This is a genomic window from Faecalibacter rhinopitheci (assembly GCF_015234135.1).
Taxonomy (GTDB): domain Bacteria; phylum Bacteroidota; class Bacteroidia; order Flavobacteriales; family Weeksellaceae; genus Empedobacter; species Empedobacter rhinopitheci.
This window is the reverse complement of record NZ_JADGIK010000001.1, coordinates 78,526-100,009: the sequence shown is the minus strand read 5'-3', so window position 1 is coordinate 100,009 and position 21,484 is coordinate 78,526. Positions and strand designations below refer to the sequence as shown.

General features: G+C 29.7%; 22 protein-coding genes. 8 read left to right on the top strand and 14 right to left on the bottom strand.

All coding sequences use genetic code 11. The features are described from left to right. Positions 1-67 precede the first annotated feature (67 nt). The 4 genes from IM532_RS00475 to IM532_RS00460 form a co-directional block, all read right to left on the bottom strand. Positions 68-838 carry an isocitrate lyase/PEP mutase family protein gene (locus tag IM532_RS00475; RefSeq protein ID WP_194181480.1) on the bottom strand — a complete coding sequence of 257 codons (771 nt, stop codon included), beginning with the start codon at positions 836-838 and terminating at the stop codon, positions 68-70. A gap of 159 nt (positions 839-997) precedes the next feature. Continuing rightward, positions 998-1,924, bottom strand: a complete 927-nt coding sequence (miaA, locus tag IM532_RS00470; protein WP_194181479.1) for a tRNA (adenosine(37)-N6)-dimethylallyltransferase MiaA — start codon at positions 1,922-1,924, stop codon at positions 998-1,000. Between the two features lie 134 nt (positions 1,925-2,058). Further along, complete coding sequence (locus IM532_RS00465; RefSeq protein WP_194181478.1) at positions 2,059-2,412, bottom strand: YkvA family protein; 354 nt, start codon at positions 2,410-2,412, stop codon at positions 2,059-2,061. 108 nt (positions 2,413-2,520) lie between these two features. Then, positions 2,521-2,871: a DUF2185 domain-containing protein gene (locus tag IM532_RS00460; RefSeq protein ID WP_194181477.1), complete on the bottom strand. Its 351-nt coding sequence runs from the start codon at positions 2,869-2,871 to the stop codon at positions 2,521-2,523. A gap of 211 nt (positions 2,872-3,082) precedes the next feature. On the opposite strand from IM532_RS00460, the gene IM532_RS00455 reads away from it, so the two are divergent. From IM532_RS00455 to IM532_RS00440, 4 genes are all read left to right on the top strand, one after another. Next, positions 3,083-3,619 carry a type 1 glutamine amidotransferase domain-containing protein gene (locus tag IM532_RS00455; protein ID WP_194181476.1) on the top strand — a complete coding sequence of 179 codons (537 nt, stop codon included), beginning with the start codon at positions 3,083-3,085 and terminating at the stop codon, positions 3,617-3,619. Between the two features lie 418 nt (positions 3,620-4,037). Then, a complete protein-coding gene (locus IM532_RS00450) occupies positions 4,038-4,367 on the top strand; it encodes a translation initiation factor (RefSeq protein ID WP_194181475.1) in 330 nt (109 codons plus the stop codon). 66 nt (positions 4,368-4,433) lie between these two features. Next, positions 4,434-5,306 carry a nucleoside phosphorylase gene (locus IM532_RS00445; RefSeq protein ID WP_194181474.1) on the top strand — a complete coding sequence of 291 codons (873 nt, stop codon included), beginning with the start codon at positions 4,434-4,436 and terminating at the stop codon, positions 5,304-5,306. 60 nt (positions 5,307-5,366) lie between these two features. Then, positions 5,367-6,557, top strand: a complete 1,191-nt coding sequence (locus IM532_RS00440) for an MFS transporter (RefSeq protein ID WP_194181473.1) — start codon at positions 5,367-5,369, stop codon at positions 6,555-6,557. Between the two features lie 545 nt (positions 6,558-7,102). Here the strand turns inward: IM532_RS00440 and recN are convergent. The 7 genes from recN to dapA form a co-directional block, all read right to left on the bottom strand. Next, a complete protein-coding gene (gene recN / locus IM532_RS00435) occupies positions 7,103-8,758 on the bottom strand; it encodes a DNA repair protein RecN (protein ID WP_194181472.1) in 1,656 nt (551 codons plus the stop codon). A gap of 2 nt (positions 8,759-8,760) precedes the next feature. After that, a complete protein-coding gene (gene porD / locus IM532_RS00430) occupies positions 8,761-9,663 on the bottom strand; it encodes a type IX secretion system protein PorD (RefSeq protein ID WP_194181471.1) in 903 nt (300 codons plus the stop codon). Between the two features lie 2 nt (positions 9,664-9,665). Beyond that, complete coding sequence (gene coaBC, locus IM532_RS00425; protein WP_194181470.1) at positions 9,666-10,862, bottom strand: bifunctional phosphopantothenoylcysteine decarboxylase/phosphopantothenate--cysteine ligase CoaBC; 1,197 nt, start codon at positions 10,860-10,862, stop codon at positions 9,666-9,668. Beyond that, a complete protein-coding gene (locus tag IM532_RS00420; protein ID WP_194181469.1) occupies positions 10,862-11,185 on the bottom strand; it encodes a DNA-directed RNA polymerase subunit omega in 324 nt (107 codons plus the stop codon). Before IM532_RS00420 ends, coaBC begins: the two co-directional genes overlap by 1 nt. A gap of 30 nt (positions 11,186-11,215) precedes the next feature. Further along, a complete protein-coding gene (locus tag IM532_RS00415) occupies positions 11,216-12,070 on the bottom strand; it encodes an outer membrane protein assembly factor BamD (RefSeq protein ID WP_194181468.1) in 855 nt (284 codons plus the stop codon). Positions 12,071-12,148: 78 nt separating this feature from the next. Continuing rightward, positions 12,149-12,655 (bottom strand): ferritin, encoded by a 507-nt coding sequence (locus IM532_RS00410; RefSeq protein ID WP_194181467.1) that lies wholly within the window; start codon positions 12,653-12,655, stop codon positions 12,149-12,151. A gap of 19 nt (positions 12,656-12,674) precedes the next feature. Continuing rightward, on the bottom strand, positions 12,675-13,553 hold the full coding sequence (gene dapA / locus IM532_RS00405) for a 4-hydroxy-tetrahydrodipicolinate synthase (protein ID WP_194181466.1): 879 nt from the start codon (positions 13,551-13,553) through the stop codon (positions 12,675-12,677). Positions 13,554-13,742: 189 nt separating this feature from the next. Between dapA and IM532_RS00400 the strand changes: the two genes are divergently transcribed. The 4 genes from IM532_RS00400 to IM532_RS00385 all read left to right on the top strand — a co-directional run bounded on the left by IM532_RS00400 (position 13,743) and on the right by IM532_RS00385 (position 16,459). Continuing rightward, a complete protein-coding gene (locus IM532_RS00400; protein ID WP_194181465.1) occupies positions 13,743-14,477 on the top strand; it encodes a 5'-nucleotidase C-terminal domain-containing protein in 735 nt (244 codons plus the stop codon). Then, positions 14,477-15,412, top strand: a complete 936-nt coding sequence (locus IM532_RS00395) for a bifunctional metallophosphatase/5'-nucleotidase (protein ID WP_194181464.1) — start codon at positions 14,477-14,479, stop codon at positions 15,410-15,412. The genes IM532_RS00400 and IM532_RS00395 overlap by 1 nt, the downstream gene beginning before the upstream one ends. 156 nt (positions 15,413-15,568) lie before the next feature. Next, a complete protein-coding gene (locus tag IM532_RS00390; protein ID WP_194181463.1) occupies positions 15,569-16,003 on the top strand; it encodes an MbcA/ParS/Xre antitoxin family protein in 435 nt (144 codons plus the stop codon). Positions 16,004-16,006: 3 nt separating this feature from the next. After that, positions 16,007-16,459: an RES family NAD+ phosphorylase gene (locus IM532_RS00385; protein ID WP_194181462.1), complete on the top strand. Its 453-nt coding sequence runs from the start codon at positions 16,007-16,009 to the stop codon at positions 16,457-16,459. A 77-nt stretch (positions 16,460-16,536) separates the two neighbouring features. Here the strand turns inward: IM532_RS00385 and IM532_RS00380 are convergent, their stop codons facing one another. From IM532_RS00380 to IM532_RS00370, 3 genes are all read right to left on the bottom strand, one after another. Continuing rightward, a complete protein-coding gene (locus IM532_RS00380) occupies positions 16,537-18,942 on the bottom strand; it encodes a heavy metal translocating P-type ATPase (protein WP_228063621.1) in 2,406 nt (801 codons plus the stop codon). A gap of 27 nt (positions 18,943-18,969) precedes the next feature. Continuing rightward, a complete protein-coding gene (locus tag IM532_RS00375) occupies positions 18,970-20,265 on the bottom strand; it encodes a cryptochrome/photolyase family protein (RefSeq protein WP_194181461.1) in 1,296 nt (431 codons plus the stop codon). 72 nt (positions 20,266-20,337) lie between these two features. Continuing rightward, complete coding sequence (locus tag IM532_RS00370; protein ID WP_194181460.1) at positions 20,338-21,483, bottom strand: cytochrome-c peroxidase; 1,146 nt, start codon at positions 21,481-21,483, stop codon at positions 20,338-20,340. Position 21,484: the final 1 nt, after the last annotated feature.

Below are 21,484 nucleotides of genomic sequence, written 5' to 3'. Positions count from 1 at the left end.
AGTTTACACTTATTAATTGTATTATTTATTATGAGAAAAAACCACTTCGTACGAAGTGGTTTTTTTATTATAATATTCTATTTAAATTTTTATTATTGTATAAGTCTTTAAAAATTTCTTCGGTCAATTCATTTACTTTTGCTTGTACTTTATTCCCACTACTTATTCGATGCACACCCAACGATTTAATATGATCAAAATTATTTAAGATTGGCGTTACAAATACATTTAGTGCAATTTCTACAGTATCTAATAAAGTTTTAATCTCGTGATCATCTTCAATTAATGGAACAAAAATTCCGTCAGCACCAGCTGCTTCATAGATTTGTGCTCTATTAAGTGTTTCATTAAATGATTCAGGATGTTTAGTTGTGTAAGTATCTGTCCTAGCATTTATAAAAACATTTTTCTCCTTAGAATGAAGATATTTTTTAATTGATTTAATTTTATTTTCTAAAACATTTACATCTGCTAATTTTCTATCTTCACCATTGGTTATTCCATCTTCCAAATTTATTCCACATACACCAATGTCTACTAAACGTTCAACATAATGATTTAAAATATCTAAATTATCTGTATATCCAGCTTCGATATCTACGGAAATATGCAATGGAGTAGAGGCTTTAATTCTTTTACTGATAAAGAATATTTCATCAAAGCTCATGTTTTGTCCATCCTTATAACCCAACATATCCGCTACCGGATGACTTGAGACATTGATGACTTGATAACCTGCTTTTTCTGCTGCTTTACTGCTAATGACATCCCATACATTACCAATTAACAACGGGTTGTTATTATAATGTAAATTTTTAAATTCTTCGTAATAATTCATAGATATAGTTTTGATTATTAACTAGTACAAATATTGTGCTAAAATAATTCTATATATAATTAACATAGTCTATAGTAATAGTAGGGATAAGATAATTTATAAAGAAAATTACAAAGAAAGGGGAGATTCTTTACAGTTAAGAATAAAAAAAATCGAGTATTAATTACTCGATTTTTTTTGGTCAATATATTTTTTTATATGTTCTAATTGATCTGGTAAGAACCAATTAATAGTTTCGTCCTTTTTAAACCATGTCATTTGTCGCTTTGCAAAACGTCTTGTATTTTTTTTGATTTCCTCAATGGCAAAATCTATTGAAGAAGTTTCTTCAAAAAAATCAAATATTTCTCGGTAACCAACAGTTTGCAATGCATTTAATTCTTTATATGGTAACAAAGATTTTACTTCTTCAATTAAACCTTCATTTAACATAATATCAACGCGACGATTAATGCGATCATACATTTCTTCACGAGGTAATTCTAAACCAATTTTAATAATTTGAAATGGGCGTGGATTTAAATTTTGATTTCTAAATGAGGAAAACGGTTTACCTATACCACGAAAAATTTCTAATGAGCGAATAACACGTTGCTTATTATGAATATCAACTTCTTCGAAATAAATTGGATCAACTTCTTTCAATTCATTTTGTAACTTTTCAATTCCTGATTCTTCCAATTCTTGGTTTAATTGTTCACGAATTTGAGGATCAACATCAGGAAAAGAATCAAAACCAACTGTAATAGCTTTTTCATATAAACCTGAACCTCCAACCATTACACAAATATCATTTTTTTTAAAATAATCTTCTAAAAAAGCTAATCCATCACGTTCAAAATCACCAACCGAGTAGGTTTCGTGTATCGATTTATTTTGGATAAAATGATGTTTAACCTCAGCCAATTCATCATCAGATGGAACAGCAGTCCCAATTTTCATTTCCTTAAAAAATTGTCTACTATCACATGAGATTATTTCTGTATTATAATATTTAGCAATTTGTATTGCAAGATTGGTTTTTCCTATGGCAGTAGGTCCAACAATGCTTATTAAAATTTTATTTTTTGATGATATTTTTTCCATCTTATTTATCAAGCTTGGTATTTGTTGTGCAAGATACTTTGATATTTTTTGTTGTGAAAATTTGAAGTTATAATAATATATTACCAAAAAAAACTCGGTTATTACTAACCGAGTTTTAATATAAATTTTACTTTTTATTTAATAATTTTAGCATCTTCAACATTTGAATACATATCTTGAGCTGCTTCCCAATTTAAAAAATTAATGATTTCTTTATTAAAATATTTCATTCCAAACATTAAAATTCCAAAATCGTCAATTAAACCAAATGGACCAAATAAAGCTTCTGGAATAATATCAATAGGAGAAATAATATAAAGTACTGCAATTATTCCCATAAACATATTACCTAATTCTGGTTTGTACTGTTTTTTTCTGAAAGCAGTAATCAATCTTGAAAAAGCTTTTACTTTATCAAAGAAAGATTTATCTTGTTGTGCCTTCATCGCAGCAGCACCTGCTACTTTAAAAAACTTAGATTTGTTCATTTACAAATAAATTAATTGTTAATGTACTATGTATTACAAAGTATATACCAAATCCTTTTTGTGGTATAAAATGTCATGTTAAATAATAGTAAAAAGTTTTATAACCTCTTAATCTTCTGTGTTTTGAAATTCTTCTTCTACAAAATCATTTGCTTCATTTCTTCCAAATGCTGTTTCGTATGGTGATTCTAAAAATGGAATAATATCTTTATCATAGTGTGCAATTGTATTTACACTCATTACCTCTAAGTTTATTTCATTATCCAAATAATCTTCATCTTCATCACCAGAGAAGAAACGCCAACCAGTATCTTGTTTATTATCGGGTATTTCTCTGTACATATAACCTATCTGTTTTCCATCGACAGTAATACGATCTGTAACTAAAGCATAACCCATCGGTGGAATTATGCTCTTCTCAATCTCCTCTAAAGATTTTAAAAAATTTTTCTCTTTCATTTTTTGAAATTATTCATCTCTTTACAAACCTACGAAACCTCATCGATTAGACATCTGTTTTTGATTAAAAGTAAAAATAATTAATTTTAGAAATAGTTGATTTATTTTATAATTATTTAATCTATAGATATATATCCAATTTTAATGTTATGGCTCGAATTTTGAAAAATATTTAATAATATAAACTTTTACAAACCACTAAACTATTATTATGAAAAAATTAGAGAATAAAAGAATCGCAATTTTAACTGAAGATGGATTTGAAGAAGTAGAATTATCAAGTCCTAAGGAAGCGTTAGAAAATGAAGGAGCTAATGTTGATATTGTATCGCCACAACCTCATAAAGTAAGAGCAAAGCAAGGAGATGAATGGAGTACAGATTATACTGTAAATGTTAGTTTACAAAATGCTTCAGTGGATAATTATGATGCATTAGTAATTCCTGGTGGTGTAATAAATCCTGATAAATTAAGAGTTAACAAAGATGTATTAAAATTTATTAAATCTTTTTTTGAAAAAGGAAAAACTGTTGCCTCAATCTGTCATGGTCCACAAGTTTTGATAAATGCTGAAGTAGTAAAGGATATTAAGCTAACATCAGTTGAGGCGATAAAAATTGATTTGATAAATGCAGGAAGTAAATGGGAAGATTCAGAAGTTGTATATGATAAAGGTTTAATTACAAGTAGAACTCCAGATGATTTACCTGCGTTTAATGAAAAATTAATCGATGTAATTAGTTCCTAATTTAAAATCTTAATCTATGTTTCCACAATTCAAAGAATTTCTAGTCTCAAGCGCACATATATTAGCTTACATCGTTATGCTAGTAGGTGGTGTTATCTTTCTTATCTTCTGGTTAAGTAAAAGAAAAAAATAATTTATTAGACTATATTCGGTTACGCTAAAACTTTACCAACAACTAAAATCTGAAGTTTTTGTTAGTATTGTTTTTTCTGTGCATACAGTAAATTCGAGTCTAACTAAAACTTTATACTATATCTATTAAGTTTTTTGTTAATGAGTATAGTTTAATTCATAGAGATATAAAAAAGGGATACTTTGGTGTCCCTTTTTTATATCTTTGTAATTACCTTAAAAGCTTAACATGATTTCCAATTTGATTTTGGAATAATAAAATAAATATCAAGACATTATAAAAAGTATGGATTTACAGGATCAATTAAAAAACTTATTTCCGGATCATGTTATACAACCGGAAGAGGAAATTCAAGAAGAAGGTCATGAATTATGGATGCAGAAAGAACCTTTAATTTGTAAATTCGAAAAGCGTAAAGGAAAAGTGAATACAATTATTGAAGGATATACCGGAGCGGATGATGATTTTAAATTATTAGCTAAAGAAATTAAACAGTTTTTAGGTGTTGGAGGGAGTTTTAAAGACGAACAAATCATAATTCAAGGTGATTATCGAGATAAAATTATGGCCTATCTGAAAGACAAAGGTTTTAAAGTGAAACGTGTAGGCGGTTAATAAAATTATTTGAAAAGTAGTTTTATCTATCGTATATTGTTTGTTTATTTTTAATTACAAAATACCATGAGTAAAGCATCATCAGAGTTAATATTAAATGCAGACGGAAGTATTTACCATTGTAACATAAGACCAGAACATTTAGCAGATATTGTCATCACAGTTGGCGATCCTAATCGTGTTGAAAAAGTATCTCTTCATTTTGAAACAATTGAACATAAATCTTCTAAACGAGAAATCGTTACACATACTGGAACATATAAGGGGACACGTATGACTGTGATTTCTACTGGAATGGGTACAGATAATATCGACATTGTCTTTTCAGAATTAGATGCATTAGCAAATATTAATTTAGAAACAGGTGAGAATAACCCTGAATTTAGAAAATTATCTTTTGTTCGTTTAGGAACTTCAGGAGCATTACAGGCTGATATACCTGTTGATTCATTAGTAATTGGTTCACATGGTTTGGGCTTAGATGGATTATTACATTATTACCAAGGAAGTGAGGAGTTTATGATGGCAGAAGTAGAAGATGCATTCATCAAACATGTGAATTGGTCACCAAAAAAAGCACGTCCATATTTAGTAGAAGCCTCATCTACTTTAATGGAAAAATTAGCTTCAGATGAAACAAAACAAGGTATAACTGCAACTGCTTGTGGTTTTTACGGTCCACAAGGACGTTTTCTTCGTTTGGCACCCAATCCTATAGATATTAATGATTATTTAACTTCTTTTCAATACGAGGATTTAAGAATTACAAATTTTGAAATGGAAACTTCTGCAATTTATGGTTTAGCTAAAATGATGGGACATGAGGCATTGTCATTAAATGCAATAGTTGCCAACCGAATTTTAGGAGAATTTAGTACTGATTCTTATGCAACTGTAGACAAAATGATTGTTTATGCATTAGATAGATTAGCAAAATAGTTCAAGATAATTTAATACATAAAGCCGTTACAATAAATTTGTACCGGCTTTTTTTAGCTTATGAATAATATCAACCAACCAAAACTTTGGACGTCAAGTTTCATCTTTGCTTCCATAGCAAATCTTTTAACAGGAATTGCTTTTTATCAAGTAAGCGTTACATTACCATTTTATATTTTAGAGCATTTTAAAATTGATAAAGCGGAAATGACTTACATCTTATCTTCATACGTATTAGCCGCGTTGTTTATCCGTTTTTTTTCTGGCTACTTAGTAGATAATTTTTCTAGGAAAAAAGTTTATTTAATTTCCTTTATCTTATTTGTGTCATTATTTTTTGGATATACAATTATATCCAGTGTTGCATTTTTGTTTATATTAAGAATGATGCATGGATTGGCATGGGGAGTTATTACAACTTCTAGTAATACTTTAGCCATAGATTTATTACCTTCCAAAAGAAGGGGAGAAGGAATTGGCTATTATGGTTTAATGTCTACACTTGCTATGTCAATTGGACCAATTTGCGGAATGTATATTTATGACCATTACGATTTTAATTATATTTTTTATTCAGCATTGCTCTTTGGTGTAATAGGAATTCTTTGTGCATTTCTAATCAAAGATCCGCAGAAAAAAGTAGTAGACGAAAAGAAAAATAAAGAACCAATTTCTTTGGATAGATTTATTTTAATTCATGCAATACCTTTAGCAATTAATGTTTTAATTTTAGAAATTACTTATGGAGCTCTATACACTTTTGGGGTTATGTATGGAAAAGAACTAAATATTGAAGGTGCTAGTTATTTGTTTCTAAGTATTGCTGTTGGTATAGGAACATCACGAATATTTAGCGGTAAGTTGATTGATAAAGGATGGATTAATCAAGTTAATATTTTGGGTATAAGTTCTATCGGATTGGGGTATTTTTTAATTGCTTTTCCAATCTATGATTTGTTTTATTTTATCGGTGCATATTTTGTTGGTCTTGGTTTTGGAGTTTCTATTCCAGCTTTTCAAACTCAATTTATGAATATGACTTTTCCAGAAAAAAGGGGGTCAGCTAATTCTACATTTTTCATTGCAATAGATTTAGGAATTGGTATAGGAATGATCGCAGCAGGAAGTTTAGTCATAAAATTTGGATATGCAAATCTCTTTTTAATAGCTGGTTTTTTATGTTTAATAGCTTTAATTTATTACATATTCATCTCTAGATATACATATAATAAGCATAAGATAAATATTTAAAATTGGATTTAACATAATTATAATAATTTAAAAGAAATTATGCCTCTATTAACATTTTTAAACATCTTTTATCATTTATTCTTAGATTTAAAATACTTAAAATAACTTAAATAATTGATTATTAATTATATACAATTAGTTTATGATTCAATTAAAAATCACGTTTCTATCGTAAATAGAGGTAAAATCTATAAAATTATTACTATAGAATGAAGCCAAAAATCTAACATCCACTTTTATGGAAACAAATAAAATTGAATCTCTAATTAAAAATGGTAGTTGATTTATTAAAATCTATTTCTCGGAAGATTAGTAAAGCAATTGAAAATTATCTCAATCTTAAAAATTAAAGAAAAGTAAAAATTCATCTTATTTTTTTATTAAGTAGCTCAACTTTTGTAATTCATATTTAAATTTTAAAAGGCAGTAATTTATCAATAATCGAGTAATTGCACGTGATAGAACTAAATATTAGGGTTTTTATTTAACATAATATATTGAAAATAACCAAAAAAACTGCCTTTTTAAAGGCAGTTATTTAATATTTATAGATTTAATAACTCTTTTGCTTGATCTATTGCTGCATCTGTAATATCCGAACCGGATATCATTTGAGCAATCTCCTTAAGTCGTTGATCTTTAGATAGTTCTACAACATTTGTTTTTGTAGTATCATTTACAACTTCTTTGTAAACTTTTACTTGGTGATTACCTTTTGATGCAACTTGTGGTAAATGAGTAATTACCAATAATTGCATATTATCGGCCATAGATTGCATCACTTTTCCAGTATCGTTTGCTACTTTTCCAGAAATTCCAGTATCAATTTCATCTAATATTAAAGTTGGTAAAAAAGTGTGCGAAGCTAATAAATTTTTAATAGCTAACATTAATCTGGAACGTTCACCACCAGAAACTGATTTCTCAAAAATTCTTGGTTCCATCCCTTTGTTGGCGCTGAACAAAAATTGTACTTGATCTTTACCAGTAGGGGTAAACTCACTTACTTCATCTAACTGAATTATTAAATTAGAATTTTCCATTCCTAATTGAGCTAATGAAGCAAGAATATTTCTCTTGATCGTATCAATAGAATTTAATCGATTTTTTCGGATTTTTAAAGAAAGTTTTTCTAATTCATCTCCAAATCCATTAAGCTGTTTTGTCAATTGAATTATTAAGTCACTTAAATTATCAAATCCTGATGTTTGTGTTTCCAAAGTATCACGAACTTCAATTAACTCCTCAATTGTATTGGTATTATGTTTTCTCAATAAACGGTGAAGTAAATCGAAACGGTGATTAATTTCTAATAATTTTTCTGGATTTAATTCAGTAGAATCAATTCGATTTTGTAATTCACTTGTAATATCATCTAATTCGATTTTGGCTGATATCATTCGTTCATACAAATGTTCTATATCATTCGAGTAACTTGTAATTTTATTGATTTTATTACTCGCTTCATTAAGTTGAGAAACAATTCCCATTTCTGGATGATCTAAAAATTGATATGCTTCTCCTAATATTGCTAGAATTTCTTCAACATTAGAAAGTGCTTTTATTTCAGATTCCAAAAACTCTAATTCTTGTAAACGCAAATTAGCATTACTCAACTCTTCCCAAAGGTGTAATTTATAATCTAAATCCTGCGATTGATTTTCTAGTGAATTTTGAGCTTCCTTTATTTTCTTTTTTACTTCAATGTACGATTGGTAAACTTTTTTGTATTTTTTCAGTAAATCTTTATTTTCACCATAAATATCTAACATGCTTAATTGAAAATCATGTTCAAAAATTTTTGGTGTATTAAATTGAGAATGGATATCTATTAACTGTTCAGAAAGTAAATGTAGATCATTTATTTTTACTGGCGTATCATTTATAAAAGCACGCGATTTTCCTGAAGGCAATAATTCTCTACGAAGAATGGATTCATCTTCATAGTCTAAATCATATTCTTTAAAAAAATCTTGAAGATCTAAATCCTTTATATCAAAAACAGCTTCAATAATACATTTTTCATTACTATTCTTTAATGTTTTTAAATCAGCTCTTTCACCAAGTACTAATTTTAAAGCACCTAAAAGTATTGATTTTCCTGCACCTGTTTCTCCAGTGATGGTTGTCATACCAGGATGAAAATCAATTTCTAATTGATCAATGATTGCGAAATTATTGACACGTAGCGTTTTAAGCATTTCTATTTTTTCAAGTTAGACCAAAGACTTGTATTTTTCGGAGAAATAGAATTTAAAATTTCTTTAAGTTTTTCAGTGTTTACAGATGAAACCTGACCACCTCCAAAAACTTTACTAATCTCATCTTTTTTAGCATTAATGAAAATATCTAATGGATAGAATTGAGCATAAGTTCCTCTTGTATAGAATTCTAATTGTAACAATGCATTACCTAAAGCATTTTTACCTCTAAGCTCATTATCTGCCATTACATCCAATCCGTTTCGGTGATATTGGTAAGATAGGGTACGAAGGGTTTTGTTATCTGCTTTTAAAATATTGTTAACCAATGAAGTACGAGATTGTAATCCATCAGTTTCGCTCCAACCACCAAATCTAGAACCTTGACCGAAGTTTGAAATACGTTGTGCAATTTTAAAGTATTCTGTTCCTCCATCTTTTACGAAAGTATCAGCATCATAACCTAAAATTAGATATACATAATATGTGAAAACATCTGTTAAGTTTTTCCCACTAAATTTTCTTTCGTTAAAGATTAATTCTTCAAACTCTGTATACTCAAACGTAAAATTTGTATCATTTAAATTTAAGATTGGCGTATAATAAGTAGAGTTGAAAACTGGACGACGCGACTGTACTTGTAATGTTGCAGTGTATCGGTTGGATTCTTTCTTTGAAATTAAAATTAGAAAATTAGCTTCAATTCTTTCATGTGGTTTTAACCGATCTTCTGTCCATTTAGTTGAATTTATAAAATTTGTTAACGAACGTTGTAAAGTTTCATATACTTGTGTATTAGTAACTTGTACTTGCGAATAATCAACTTTTACATCAGCCATAATGCTCTGTGAAAAGGCTATTGCTGATACACATACAGAAAAGAATAAAGATGCTAATTTTCTCATTTTTATAGTTTGTTTATAATGACTTTTAAAATATCTATTGCCACCTCAGCTTTTGATTTAGCTTCAAAAGATTGCATTGATAGATTTTTGTCAATAATTGTAATTTTGTTGGTGTTTTTTTGAAATCCAGCTTCTTTATCTTGTAATGAATTTAAGACAATAAAATCTAGATTTTTCTTCGCCAATTTTTGTTTGGCGTATTCTTCTTCATTATTGGTTTCTAAAGCAAAACCGACTAATATTTGTTGGTTTTTAATTTCGCCTAAAGATTTAAGGATATCAGGATTCTTTACTAAGGTAATAGAAATATCCTCATCATTTTTTTTAATCTTTTGGTCAGCTACATCTTTTGGTCTATAATCCGCAACAGCAGCCGACATTACAACGACATCTGCTTTTGCAAAATTATCATGCATTGCTTGATACATATCTCGTGCAGAAACAACATTTACACGTTCTATAGGGTATCCAGCAACAGATTCATGACTAGGGCCAGAAACTAATGTAACTTTTGCACCTAATTTTGATGCTGCTTTAGCAATTTCAAATCCCATTTTCCCAGAAGAATAATTACCTATAAAACGTACAGGATCTATGTTTTCGTATGTAGGACCAGCAGAAACAACTATGTTTTTACCAAAAAGTGGTAATGTCTGTGAAATATGTTCTTCCATAAAAGTTATAATATTTTCAGGTTCAGCCATACGACCTTCTCCAACAAGACCACTTGCTAATTCTCCACTTTCCGCGGGAATTAAAATATTTCCATTAAGGACTAGTTTTTCTATGTTCTCTTTTGTAGAAGGATGTTGATACATGTCCAAATCCATTGCAGGAGCAAAGTATACCGGACATTTAGCAGATAAATAGGTTGCTAATACTAAATTATCACAAGTACCATCGGCCATATGTGATAATGTATTTGCTGTACAAGGAGCAACCACCATATAATCTGCCCAAAGAGCATATTCTACATGATTATTCCAATCACCTTTTTCTCCAAAAAATTCCCATTCTACAGGTTGTTTAGATAAAGTAGATAAAGTAAGTGGTGTAACAAAATTTTGAGCATCAGGTGTCATAATTACTTTGACCTCAGCTCCGTGTTTGATAAATCCTCTAACAAGAAAAGCGGCTTTATAGGCCGCTATTCCGGCAGAAACTGCCAATAAAATTTTTTTACTATGTAAAACAGACATTATTTATCCTCATTTGGATTTCTGTAATAAACATCGTTGTCTAACCATTCTTTAACAGCGATTGAAGTCGCTTTAGGAAGTCTTTCGTAAAATTTAGAAACTTCGATTTGCTCTCTATTTTCAAACACTTCTTCTAAAGAATCAGTATGAGCAGCAAATTCATCTAATTTCTGAATTAATTCAGATTTCATTTCTTGATTGATTTGTTCAGCTCTTTTCCCCATAATAGCAATCGACTCGTAAATGTTTCCAGTTTCTTGTTCGATTTTTCTACGGTTGTAAGTTTGTGTTGTCGTCGCAGCACCAATATCTTTGAAATTCATATCAAAAAATTTTTATATAATTAACTTATTTTATTTATTATTTGCAATAGCTTCTTTTCTAGCTTTCTCTACGATAGCTAATTGAGCTTTTGTTTTCTCTAAATCAGATTCAATATTTTTCAATAACTTTTCAGCTTCTACTTTATATGAAGTTTCTGGATAGTGTTTGATTAATTGACGATATTGTGTTCTAGATTCTTGTAAACGTAAATCTTTACTTTCTAATCTACTAAAATTAATCGCTAATTCTGTTTTAGATCTTAATGAATACATCATTGCTTCTTCACGAAACTTAGAATCTGGATATTCATCTACCATGTTATCAAAAGCAACTGCTGCTGCTTTATATTTCATCGTTTTGTAATAGACCTTTGCAATTTCAAAAGCTTTTAATTCTAATTTTTGACGTAATTCTGTGATATACTTATTAGCATCCGCAACATTTGGTGAATCTGGATAGGTATTGATAAAGTTTTGAAGCTCATCAATCGCCGTAAAAGTACTTGTTTGATCTAGATTATACTTTGGTGAATCCTGGTAATAAGAAAAAGCAGATTTATATAATGCTTCTTCTGCACGGCTATCCATTGGAAAACTTCCTGAGAAATTTTTGAATAGGTGACCAGATAACTTATAGTTTTCGTCTTTGAAGTTCGCGTCTGCCATATTGTAGGCAATATCAGCAGCTTGCTCAGTTCCCACAAAAGACGTAGAAATCTTCTCATATAATTCTAATGACTGAGTATATTTACCGTCATTAAATAGTTGAGTAGCTATAGTATAAATCTCGTCTTTATCCGTAGATTTCATTGCTTGGTTATACATCTTATTACAAGATGACAGTGAAACACCGATTAAAACTATTAAGGTTAGTTTTTTTAACATTGTGCAAATTTAATAAAAAGAAGTCTAATGTAAAAAATATTTACATTAGATTCCCTTATATCAATAAAAAGTTTTTAATTATTCTTGGGTACCAGATACATCAAGTGTTACGATATCACGATCAAATAAGTATAAACCACCTTTATCTTCACCAATCATTTCTAATTTATCTAACACATTGCGTGCCAATTTCTCTTCTTCAATCTGTTCAGATACAAACCATTGTAAGAAATTATGTGTAGGAAAATCTTTATTTTCGAAAGTTAAGAACACAATTTCGTTGATAGATTCTGATACAAAAATCTCATGTTTTAAGATTGCTGTAAATACTTCTTTTAAAGTAGTGAAATCTTGTTTAGGCTCTTCGATTTGGGGAACAAAAGCCTTTCCACCACGCTCATTCACGAATTTAATTAATTTCAACATATGTTGTCTTTCTTCGTCTGCATGAGAGTATAAGAAGTTAGCAGTTCCTTCTAACCCTTTTGTCTCTGCCCAAGAGGCCATTGCTAAATATAATTGAGATGAGTCTCCTTCTAATTTGATTTGCTTATTTAAAGCGTCTAATACGACTTGTGAAATCATAGTTTTACTATTTTAAAATTTAAAATTGGTTTAATAACTCAGTAATTTCAGCAGTTAATTTCTCAGTTGCTGGTACTAATGGTAAACGCGTATAAGGCTTACAGATTCCTTTTTGTGCCAAAACAGCTTTAATTCCCACTGGATTCCCTTCTGCGAAAATAGCATGGGTAATTTTAACTAATTTATAATGAGAATCGTATGCATTATCTACATCACGTTGAAGTCCCTTACGAATCATATCTGTGAAAATTGTTGGTAATCCTTGTCCCATTACTGAGATAACTCCTTTACCACCTGCTAATGTCATTGGTAGTGCATATTCATCGTCTCCTGATAAAACGATAAAATCTTCACGAGTATTTAAACGAATAATGTTTGTTGATTGTAAGAAATCTGGAGATGCCTCTTTAATTGCTACAATATTTTTAAACTCGTTTGCTAAACGTACAGTAGTTTCTGGTGCTATATTAGAACCGGTACGTCCCGGCACATTATACAAGATTATATTAGCATTTGTAGCAGAAGCTATTGCTTTATAATGTTGGTAGATACCTTCTTGTGATGGTTTATTATAATAAGGAGAAACAGTTAAAACAGCTGCATAATCAGACAAGTCAGTTTCTGCATATTCTTTAATTATTTCTGCAGTATTATTACCACCTATACCTAGAATCATTGGAACACGTCCATTGTTTACTTTCTTAATGGTAGCAACAACTTCTTTCTTTTCATCCTTTGTTAAAGTAGCTGATTCTGCAGTTGTACCTAATAATACTAAGTATTCAACTCCACCATCAATACTATAATTAACTAAATTTTCTAATCCATTGTAATCTACACTACCATCTTGATTGAAAGGTGTAACCAATGCAACACCTGTTCCGAATAATTCTTTCATTCTTTTATAATGTTATTTATTGTATATAAATATTAGGCTAAAGTTCGGGATTTAAAATTAAACTTTCAAACATTTCCCTTTATTTAGATTTTGTTTTAAAAAAAATTAAAATAAGGCGATAAATCAAAGAAATTGCCCCAAATTTGCAGCCATATTTACTAGTTTATCACTTTTCAAAAGTAATCAATAATGAAACTTTTCAAAAATAATATTCTTGCTATTTCTATGATATTGCTTACCTCATGCGGTACAACATATCATCAATTAGCACCAGAATATAAAGCAAATACTGCTATTAACGAAGAAATCAAATCTGATTCTACAATCGTTCAAATGATCGCTCCATACAAAACAGAAATGAAAAAGAAAATGGATCGTGTCTTAGCTTATTCTCCTATAGATTTACATAAAAATGGTAATAGTGCACCATTATGTAATTTGGTTGCTGATGTAACGTATGAGAGTATTAGCGAGTTATATCAAAAGGAAGGGAAAGGTAATATAGATATTGTTATTTTAAATTACGGTGGTTTAAGACGTACTTTTACAGCAGGGAATTTAACGGTAGGTAATATCTTTGAATTAGCTCCTTTTGATAATGAAATTTATGTGGTTACACTAAATGGAGAAACTGTAAAAGAAATGGTTGAATTTTATATGAATCAATCTGTTGCTCATCCAATTTCTGGTATTACAGCAACATCTATACATGATATTAAAATAGGAGGACAACCGTTAGACCTTACAAAGACATATAATGTTGTTACAAGTGATTATCTATACAACGGTGGGGACAATATGTTTTTCTTTAGTAAAGCTATTGCGAATGATATTGTAAATATCAAACAACGCGACTTATTGCTTGATTATTTCGAGAAAATAGATACTGTACAAGTTAATACTAATCCAAGAATTATAAAATAATGGAAAGAAGAGATTTTATTAAAAAGACATCTTTTGCAGCAGGTCTAACATTATTACCAACGCTTCCATTATTAGCTAGTGATAAAGACATCAGAAAGATTACAATTTTACATACCAATGATCAACATTCGCGTATAGAGCCTTTCGAGATCTCTACGAATCTTAAACAATCTAATAAAGGTGGATTTGCTCGTCGTGCAACTATGATTCATAAAATTCGTCAAGAAGAAAAAAATGTCCTTTTACTAGACGCTGGAGATGTATTTCAGGGTACACCATATTTTAACATGTTTGGTGGTGAACTTGAGTATAAACTAATGTCTAAAATGGGTTATGATGCTGGTACAATTGGTAATCACGAATATGATAATGGATTAGAAGGAATCAAAAAAGCCTTACCAAATGCTAATTTTGATATTTTATCTTCTAACTATGATTTTTCGAATACAATACTAGATGGCTTGATTAAACCGTATAAAATTATTTATAAAGACGGTATTAAGATTGGAATTTTTGCAGTTGGTGTAGAATTACATGGATTAGTAGATCCACGTATGTATAAAGAGACTAAATATCTTGATCCAGTTGAAATTGCAAATCAGTATGCAAATAAACTTCGTAAAGAAGAAAAATGTGATTTAGTCATCTGTTTATCTCACCTTGGTTATAGCTTTGAAGCTGAACCTAATAAAATGTGTGATGTAATCTTAGCTAAAAAAACCAAAGAAATTGATTTTATCATTGGAGGACATTCTCATACTTTATTACCAGAACCAGAAGTACATATTAATGCAGATCAAAAGCCTGTTTTAGTTAATCAAGTTGGTTGGGCAGGTTTATATCTAGGACGTGTAGACTTTAATTTTCATAAAGGAAAACTAAAAGGATATACAACATATAAAGCACATGAAATGGAAATTAATGAATATGTTTAATTTTCAAACGCTATAAATTATAAAGCCATTCTAATTATATAGGATGGCTTTTTTTATTTCATAGATTGTTAAGCGTAGAAAGGTTAAAATAAATTTAAACGGAAATATTACCTTTTATTAACGGAAATATTGTACCTTTATTACAAAGATGAGGTTATGGCAATATTAGAACTAAAACGTAATAAGAAACTAATTGATGATATACCTGAAATGGGTAATTTTACAGATATCTATTTTTATGTCAATCATTATGATATCGATCAAAGCTATATTCAATTTTTAGATGAACTTTCTGGACTTAAAGATGAAATTATTTCTAAATGGCTTAATATAACGACTCGTACTTATCGTACTTATAAAACAAAAGATGTTTCTCTAAAAGATAATACGAAAGAGCACATTGTACTTATATTGTCTTTATATAAACATGGACTAGATGTTTTTAATACGAAAGAGGAATTTGAACTTTGGTTAACAACGCCAAATTTCCTTCTAGATAGTAAAGCACCTATGGATTTTCTGGATACTGTTTCTGGACTAAAATTTATAGATAATCGTTTAACTGCAATTGAATTTGGTGAAAACGTTTAAAATATGTTTGTTTATAATATTCGAAAAGAAAAATATGCCAAAACACTACGTGCTTCTGGTGTAGGCAATCGTTGGAATAAAAATGACGAATTTATAATTTATACAGGAAGTTCTCGTTCGCTTTCTACATTAGAACTCGTTGTTCATCGTAGTGGTATTACAATAGATAATTCATATAAACTATTAGTTATAGAAATTGATTGTTCTACTGATGAGGTCTTAGAAGTTACGAATAAAGATTTACCAAAAAATTGGAGAACTGTTGAAGCTTATCCAAAACTACAAGAAATTGGCTCTAATTGGTATCAAAGCTATAAACACTTAATTCTAAAAGTGCCTTCCGCAGTTATACCAAAAGAATATAATTATTTAATACATACCAAGCATCCAGATTTTAATCAAAAAGTTAAAATCCATGAGATTGAAGATTATCAATGGGATAAACGACTTTTATAATATTAAATTAAATCATGACATAAAAAAGGCTAAACGTATAAAGTTTAGCCTTTTTTACAATTAAGTATTATATGTATTTAGATCTTACGGTAATTTAATAAAATACTATTTGTTACTACACTTATACTACTAAAGGCCATTGCAGCTCCAGCAATCATAGGATTTAATAAAAATCCATTATAGGTGTATAATATTCCTGCAGCGATTGGAATACCTATTATATTATAGATAAATGCCCAAAATAAATTAATACGTATAGTCTTTACAGTTTGTCTTGAGAGATGAATAGCTTGTAAAACTTTATTTAAATCTCCATTAATAATTGTAAGTTGAGCAACATCAATTGCAATATCAGATCCATTTCCCATTGCAATAGAAACGTCGGCCTTTGCTAATGCAGCTGCATCATTAATGCCATCGCCAACCATTGCTACAACTTTCCCATCTTTTTGTAATTGATTAACGAAATCTAATTTTTGTTGGGGTAAACAATTTCCGAAAACATGATTAATTCCTACTTTCTGAGCAACAGCTTCCGCAGCTTTTTGTTGATCTCCGGAAAGCATATAAACCTCAACACCTTTATTTTGTAATTCCTTAATAGCCATTGCTGAGGTCACTTTAACTTCGTCCGAAACACCAAAAATACCAATCAAATTTTTATCTTTAATAAAAACAGATATAGAATAATTCTGATTAATATAGTTTTCAATTATACTATTTTGATGAGGTTCGGTCAAAATATTTTCTTGGGTGATCCAATCCAATTTGCCAATTAAATATGTTGAACCAAGATGTATAGTTTTTAGACCAAAACCAATAATTTCTTTAATTTCTAGATTTGAAGTTGGAATAACTGCTGCTGGTATAGTATCTAAAATAGCTTTAGAAATTGGATGATTTGTATTTTGTTCTAATGTTTTAAGGATTTCATAATCTTCGTAATTACCAAACCATTCTGAAGCAACAACTTTAGGTTTTCCTTCTGTAATTGTTCCTGTTTTATCAAGAATAATAGCATCTATTTTATTGGCACGTTCCAAACTTTCAGCATCTTTTACTAAAATTCCATTTTTTGCGCCTTTACCCATTGCTACCATCAATGCAGTAGGCGTTGCCAAACCAAGTGCGCATGGACAAGCAATAACAAGTACTGTGATAGAAGTTAATATAGCAAGATTAATATTCTCCGATGGGTTAATAAAGAACCAAACAAAGAATGTAAGCAATGCAATCAGTAGAACAATTGGTACAAATATACTTGCAATTTTATCTACTAATTGTTGAACGGGTGCTTTCGAGGCCTGAGCGAGTTGTACAGAATTGATTATTTTTGCAAGAACCGTATCATCACCAACTTTATCAGCTTTATAATGAATAGATTGGTTTTGATTAATTGTTCCGGCAAAAACTCTTTTATTCATACCTTTATCTATTGGTAGTGGTTCACCTGTAAGAGAGCTTTCATCAAAACTAGATTGTCCTTTCACGATTATTCCATCAACTGCAATTTTTTCTCCTGCATTTGCAACTAAAATATCGTTTATTTCAACCAAATCAATAGATTTAGTCTTAAACTGATCGCCATCTATGTAAGAAACTTCCTTTGGTTGAAGTTCCATTAATTTTTTGATAGCTTCGGAGGTTTTGAATTTAGCCTTTTCTTCTAATAATTTTCCAATAAGAATAAATACAATAATAATCCCTGCTGCTTCAAAATATATTGGTGCATGATGATTCCCGTCTTGATGAAATGTATGTGGAAAAACATAGTTATAACAACTAAAAATATAAGCAATTCCTGTACTTAACGCTACAAGCGTATCCATATTTGCTGTTCTGTTCTTCAATTGTTGTAACGCATTCACAAAAAAACGTTGACCAAAAATAAATAGAATCATAGAACTTAGGATCCACATCGTAAAGTTTGCCCATTCCCAATCCATAAAGAACATTCCAATAACAAATAATGGTATCCCTAATAAAGTTGCTGCAATAGTATTGTTTTGTTGTAAATGTAAGCGTAGAGCAATCATTTCGTCATACGGCAATATATCATCATCTTCAGTTGGAATTACTAAGTCAAACCCAATAGTACTCAACTGTTCTTTTAATTTTTCTGCAGTAGTTTGTGTAGGGATATATTTTATAGTTCCGGACGTATTGGCATAATTTACATCTGCAGTAATTACACCTTCTTGACGACGAAGAAATGCTTGAGAGCTAGATGCGCACGAAGCACAAGTCATATTAAGGATCGGATAGGATTCAATCTCATAATCGTATGAAATGCGAAAATCGTCCATTGTTTGATAAACAAATTCTTTAATCTTGAATATTTTCTTTGCTGTAACTTCTAGTGTTTTAGTTTCAAGATTAATATTTGCATCGTCAATTAAATCATTTGTTTTGATTTGATTTATAAAAGTTTCATAATCTATTTTCGAATCATAATTAATGATCTCTATATGGAGTTGTGGCATGTTTTTATAATTATATATAAATCTTAATTATTTGAATGAATTTATTCCTTCTTTGTATGTAGAAATTGCTCGTTGACGAGCAAAATCATGTGAAACAATTGGTTCGATATAATTTGAAGGATCAAAATTAGGAATCCAACGTTTAATATATTCAAAATTAGGATCAAATTTTTGTTGTTGAAGTGTAGGGTTAAACACTCTAAAATAAGGTGTGGCATCACAACCTGAACTTGATGCCCATTGCCAATTTCCGACATTAGAAGCCATTTCATAATCATTTAGTTTTGCTGCAAAATAAGATTCGCCCCAACGCCAATCAATTAGTAAATGTTTGCATAAAAAACTCGCTACAATCATCCGTACACGATTGTGCATAAAACCAGTTTCATTAAGCTCTCGCATCCCAGCATCTACAATTGGATATCCAGTTTTTCCTTTACACCAAAGATCAAATTCTTGTTCATTATTTCGCCAATTAATGGCATCATATTTTTGTTTAAAAACTTGATAGGCAGATTTTGGGAAATGTGCTAGTATTTGTATAAAAAAATCTCGCCAAATTAGTTCATTTAACCAAGTTTCTGAATTTTCTTTTACTGCTGTGGCAACGCATGATCTGATAGAAATTATTCCAAATCGTAGAGCTATACTTAGTTTTGTTGTAGCATCTAAACCTGGAATATCTCTGACTTCAGAATAATTAGTTAAAGAATCGAGTGGGATAGAAGGTACTTTGAACAATAGAGAAGTAGATTCAAATCCTATTCGTTCAATCGAAGGAAAATCAAAATTGCATTTAATGAAATTATTAAAATTACATTTATAAGATCTATAATTCTCATTATTTAGTTTAGCTTTCCATTGTTTACTATAAGGTGTAAAAACGGTATATGGTGTTTGATCTTTCTTTAAAATTTCATCATATCTAAAAATCACATGATCCTTAAATTGAATAAGGTTAAAGTCATTTTTTATTGCTCTATCACGATTTATTCCATATTGTTCATAATCTTCATTGCAATATATAGATTGAATATCATATTGTTTTTTTAACTCATGAAATACTTTATATGGATCTCCTTGCTGAATTAATAATGAAGAATTAAATTTCTTTAAGTCTACATTCATATCCTCTAATGCTTGATGAATATAATCAACACGTCGATCTTTTTTATCATCTAAATCATTAAGAATATTTGAATCAAAAATAAAAAGCGGTAACGTTGGTAAATCTTGATTAAGCGCATGAAATAATCCAATATTATCTACTAATCTTAAATCTCGTCTAAACCAGAATATATTTATTTTATGCTTTTTTATCATCTTATAAATTTACGAAAAAAAGCGACTTTAAATTCTAAAGTCGCTTTTGTATAAATTAGTAATCTTCCAATTTTATTTTGGTAAAACTGGAGGTCTCATTTTATATTGATTTTGTTTTAAACTATTTAAAAAAGCTTCTAATGCGTCGACTTCTGATGTGTTTAAATCCAATTTTTTAACCAAAGAAGAAGTTTTAGGAAATAATGTATCATTTTTTTGTTTTTCATTAGGTTGAAAATGAAACATTCCTGCATTGTACATGTTTAAAACTCCACGAATAGTAGGGAAAAGTCCGTTATGCATATAAGGTGCATTTTGTGGCACTTCTCGTAATGAGGGGGTTTTAAACTCACCAACATTTTTAGCTAGTTTTGTAGTATTATAAAAGCCTAAATCTTCGTACTCACGTCCATAATATGTTAACCCAATATTATGAAATTTTGAATCAGAAAATAAAGCTGTATTATGACAATTAATACATCTTGCTTTTGTACGGAAAAGGTGTAAACCTTCTACTTCTTGATCTGTTAATTGTTTTGAATCTCCCGCTATAAATTTATCGAAACGAGTCTTAGGAGAAAGAATAGTACGTTCAAAAGTTGCAATTGCTTTTACAATACGCTCATTTGTTACATTATCATCTCCAAAAGCTTGTTTAAATAATTCTTTATACCCTTTGATTCCTGCAATTTTCTTTGTTGCAAAATCAATATGGAAATTCATTTCCTTAGGATCTTTAATTGGGAAAGTTGCTTGATCTTCTAAATCTTTTGCACGACCATCCCAAAACATTGCTTTAGAATAAGCTATATTCATTAATGATGGGCTATTTCTAGCGCCTAATTGGCGATCTTCTCCATAAGGAATACGACGACTATCACCCCAATTTTGTTCAGGATCATGACAGTTAGCACAAGAAATCTGATTTGATTTTGATAGACGAGGATCAAAAAATAGAACTTTTCCTAAATCTGATTTTTCTTTTGAATAGGGATTAGAAGCAGGAAATGGAACTTCGCCCAATGTGCCTATATCCTCAAATCCGTCAGCATATACAGCAGAATCTACCGTTGGAGTAGGCCATTTAGTTTGGTCGCCACTCGTATATAAAGTTCTTAATTGATCAATCGTGTAGCCTTGATCAATAACCTTATTAGGTTTTAAAGCTAATAAAGCAAAACAAACACCTAATGCAATGATAGGAATTGGTTTCTTCATT

What these genes read in the sequence shown, in the direction of transcription:
- IM532_RS00455 (WP_194181476.1), top strand. Translation starts at nt 3,083, where the DNA reads ATGAAAAAATTAGAGAATAAAAGAATCGCAATTTTAACTGAAGATGGA.
- IM532_RS00385 (WP_194181462.1), top strand. Translation starts at nt 16,007, where the DNA reads ATGTTTGTTTATAATATTCGAAAAGAAAAATATGCCAAAACACTACGT.
- IM532_RS00460 (WP_194181477.1), bottom strand. Translation starts at nt 2,871, where the DNA reads ATGAAAGAGAAAAATTTTTTAAAATCTTTAGAGGAGATTGAGAAGAGC.
- IM532_RS00380 (WP_228063621.1), bottom strand. Translation starts at nt 18,942, where the DNA reads ATGCCACAACTCCATATAGAGATCATTAATTATGATTCGAAAATAGAT.
- recN (WP_194181472.1), bottom strand. Translation starts at nt 8,758, where the DNA reads ATGCTTAAAACGCTACGTGTCAATAATTTCGCAATCATTGATCAATTA.
- IM532_RS00475 (WP_194181480.1), bottom strand. Translation starts at nt 838, where the DNA reads ATGAATTATTACGAAGAATTTAAAAATTTACATTATAATAACAACCCG.
- IM532_RS00410 (WP_194181467.1), bottom strand. Translation starts at nt 12,655, where the DNA reads ATGATTTCACAAGTCGTATTAGACGCTTTAAATAAGCAAATCAAATTA.
- IM532_RS00415 (WP_194181468.1), bottom strand. Translation starts at nt 12,070, where the DNA reads ATGTTAAAAAAACTAACCTTAATAGTTTTAATCGGTGTTTCACTGTCA.
- IM532_RS00375 (WP_194181461.1), bottom strand. Translation starts at nt 20,265, where the DNA reads ATGATAAAAAAGCATAAAATAAATATATTCTGGTTTAGACGAGATTTA.
- IM532_RS00465 (WP_194181478.1), bottom strand. Translation starts at nt 2,412, where the DNA reads ATGAACAAATCTAAGTTTTTTAAAGTAGCAGGTGCTGCTGCGATGAAG.
- IM532_RS00400 (WP_194181465.1), top strand. Translation starts at nt 13,743, where the DNA reads ATGAAACTTTTCAAAAATAATATTCTTGCTATTTCTATGATATTGCTT.
- coaBC (WP_194181470.1), bottom strand. Translation starts at nt 10,862, where the DNA reads ATGTCTGTTTTACATAGTAAAAAAATTTTATTGGCAGTTTCTGCCGGA.
- IM532_RS00450 (WP_194181475.1), top strand. Translation starts at nt 4,038, where the DNA reads ATGGATTTACAGGATCAATTAAAAAACTTATTTCCGGATCATGTTATA.
- dapA (WP_194181466.1), bottom strand. Translation starts at nt 13,553, where the DNA reads ATGAAAGAATTATTCGGAACAGGTGTTGCATTGGTTACACCTTTCAAT.
- IM532_RS00440 (WP_194181473.1), top strand. Translation starts at nt 5,367, where the DNA reads ATGAATAATATCAACCAACCAAAACTTTGGACGTCAAGTTTCATCTTT.
- IM532_RS00420 (WP_194181469.1), bottom strand. Translation starts at nt 11,185, where the DNA reads ATGAATTTCAAAGATATTGGTGCTGCGACGACAACACAAACTTACAAC.
- IM532_RS00370 (WP_194181460.1), bottom strand. Translation starts at nt 21,483, where the DNA reads ATGAAGAAACCAATTCCTATCATTGCATTAGGTGTTTGTTTTGCTTTA.
- miaA (WP_194181479.1), bottom strand. Translation starts at nt 1,924, where the DNA reads ATGGAAAAAATATCATCAAAAAATAAAATTTTAATAAGCATTGTTGGA.
- IM532_RS00395 (WP_194181464.1), top strand. Translation starts at nt 14,477, where the DNA reads ATGGAAAGAAGAGATTTTATTAAAAAGACATCTTTTGCAGCAGGTCTA.
- porD (WP_194181471.1), bottom strand. Translation starts at nt 9,663, where the DNA reads ATGAGAAAATTAGCATCTTTATTCTTTTCTGTATGTGTATCAGCAATA.
- IM532_RS00390 (WP_194181463.1), top strand. Translation starts at nt 15,569, where the DNA reads ATGGCAATATTAGAACTAAAACGTAATAAGAAACTAATTGATGATATA.
- IM532_RS00445 (WP_194181474.1), top strand. Translation starts at nt 4,434, where the DNA reads ATGAGTAAAGCATCATCAGAGTTAATATTAAATGCAGACGGAAGTATT.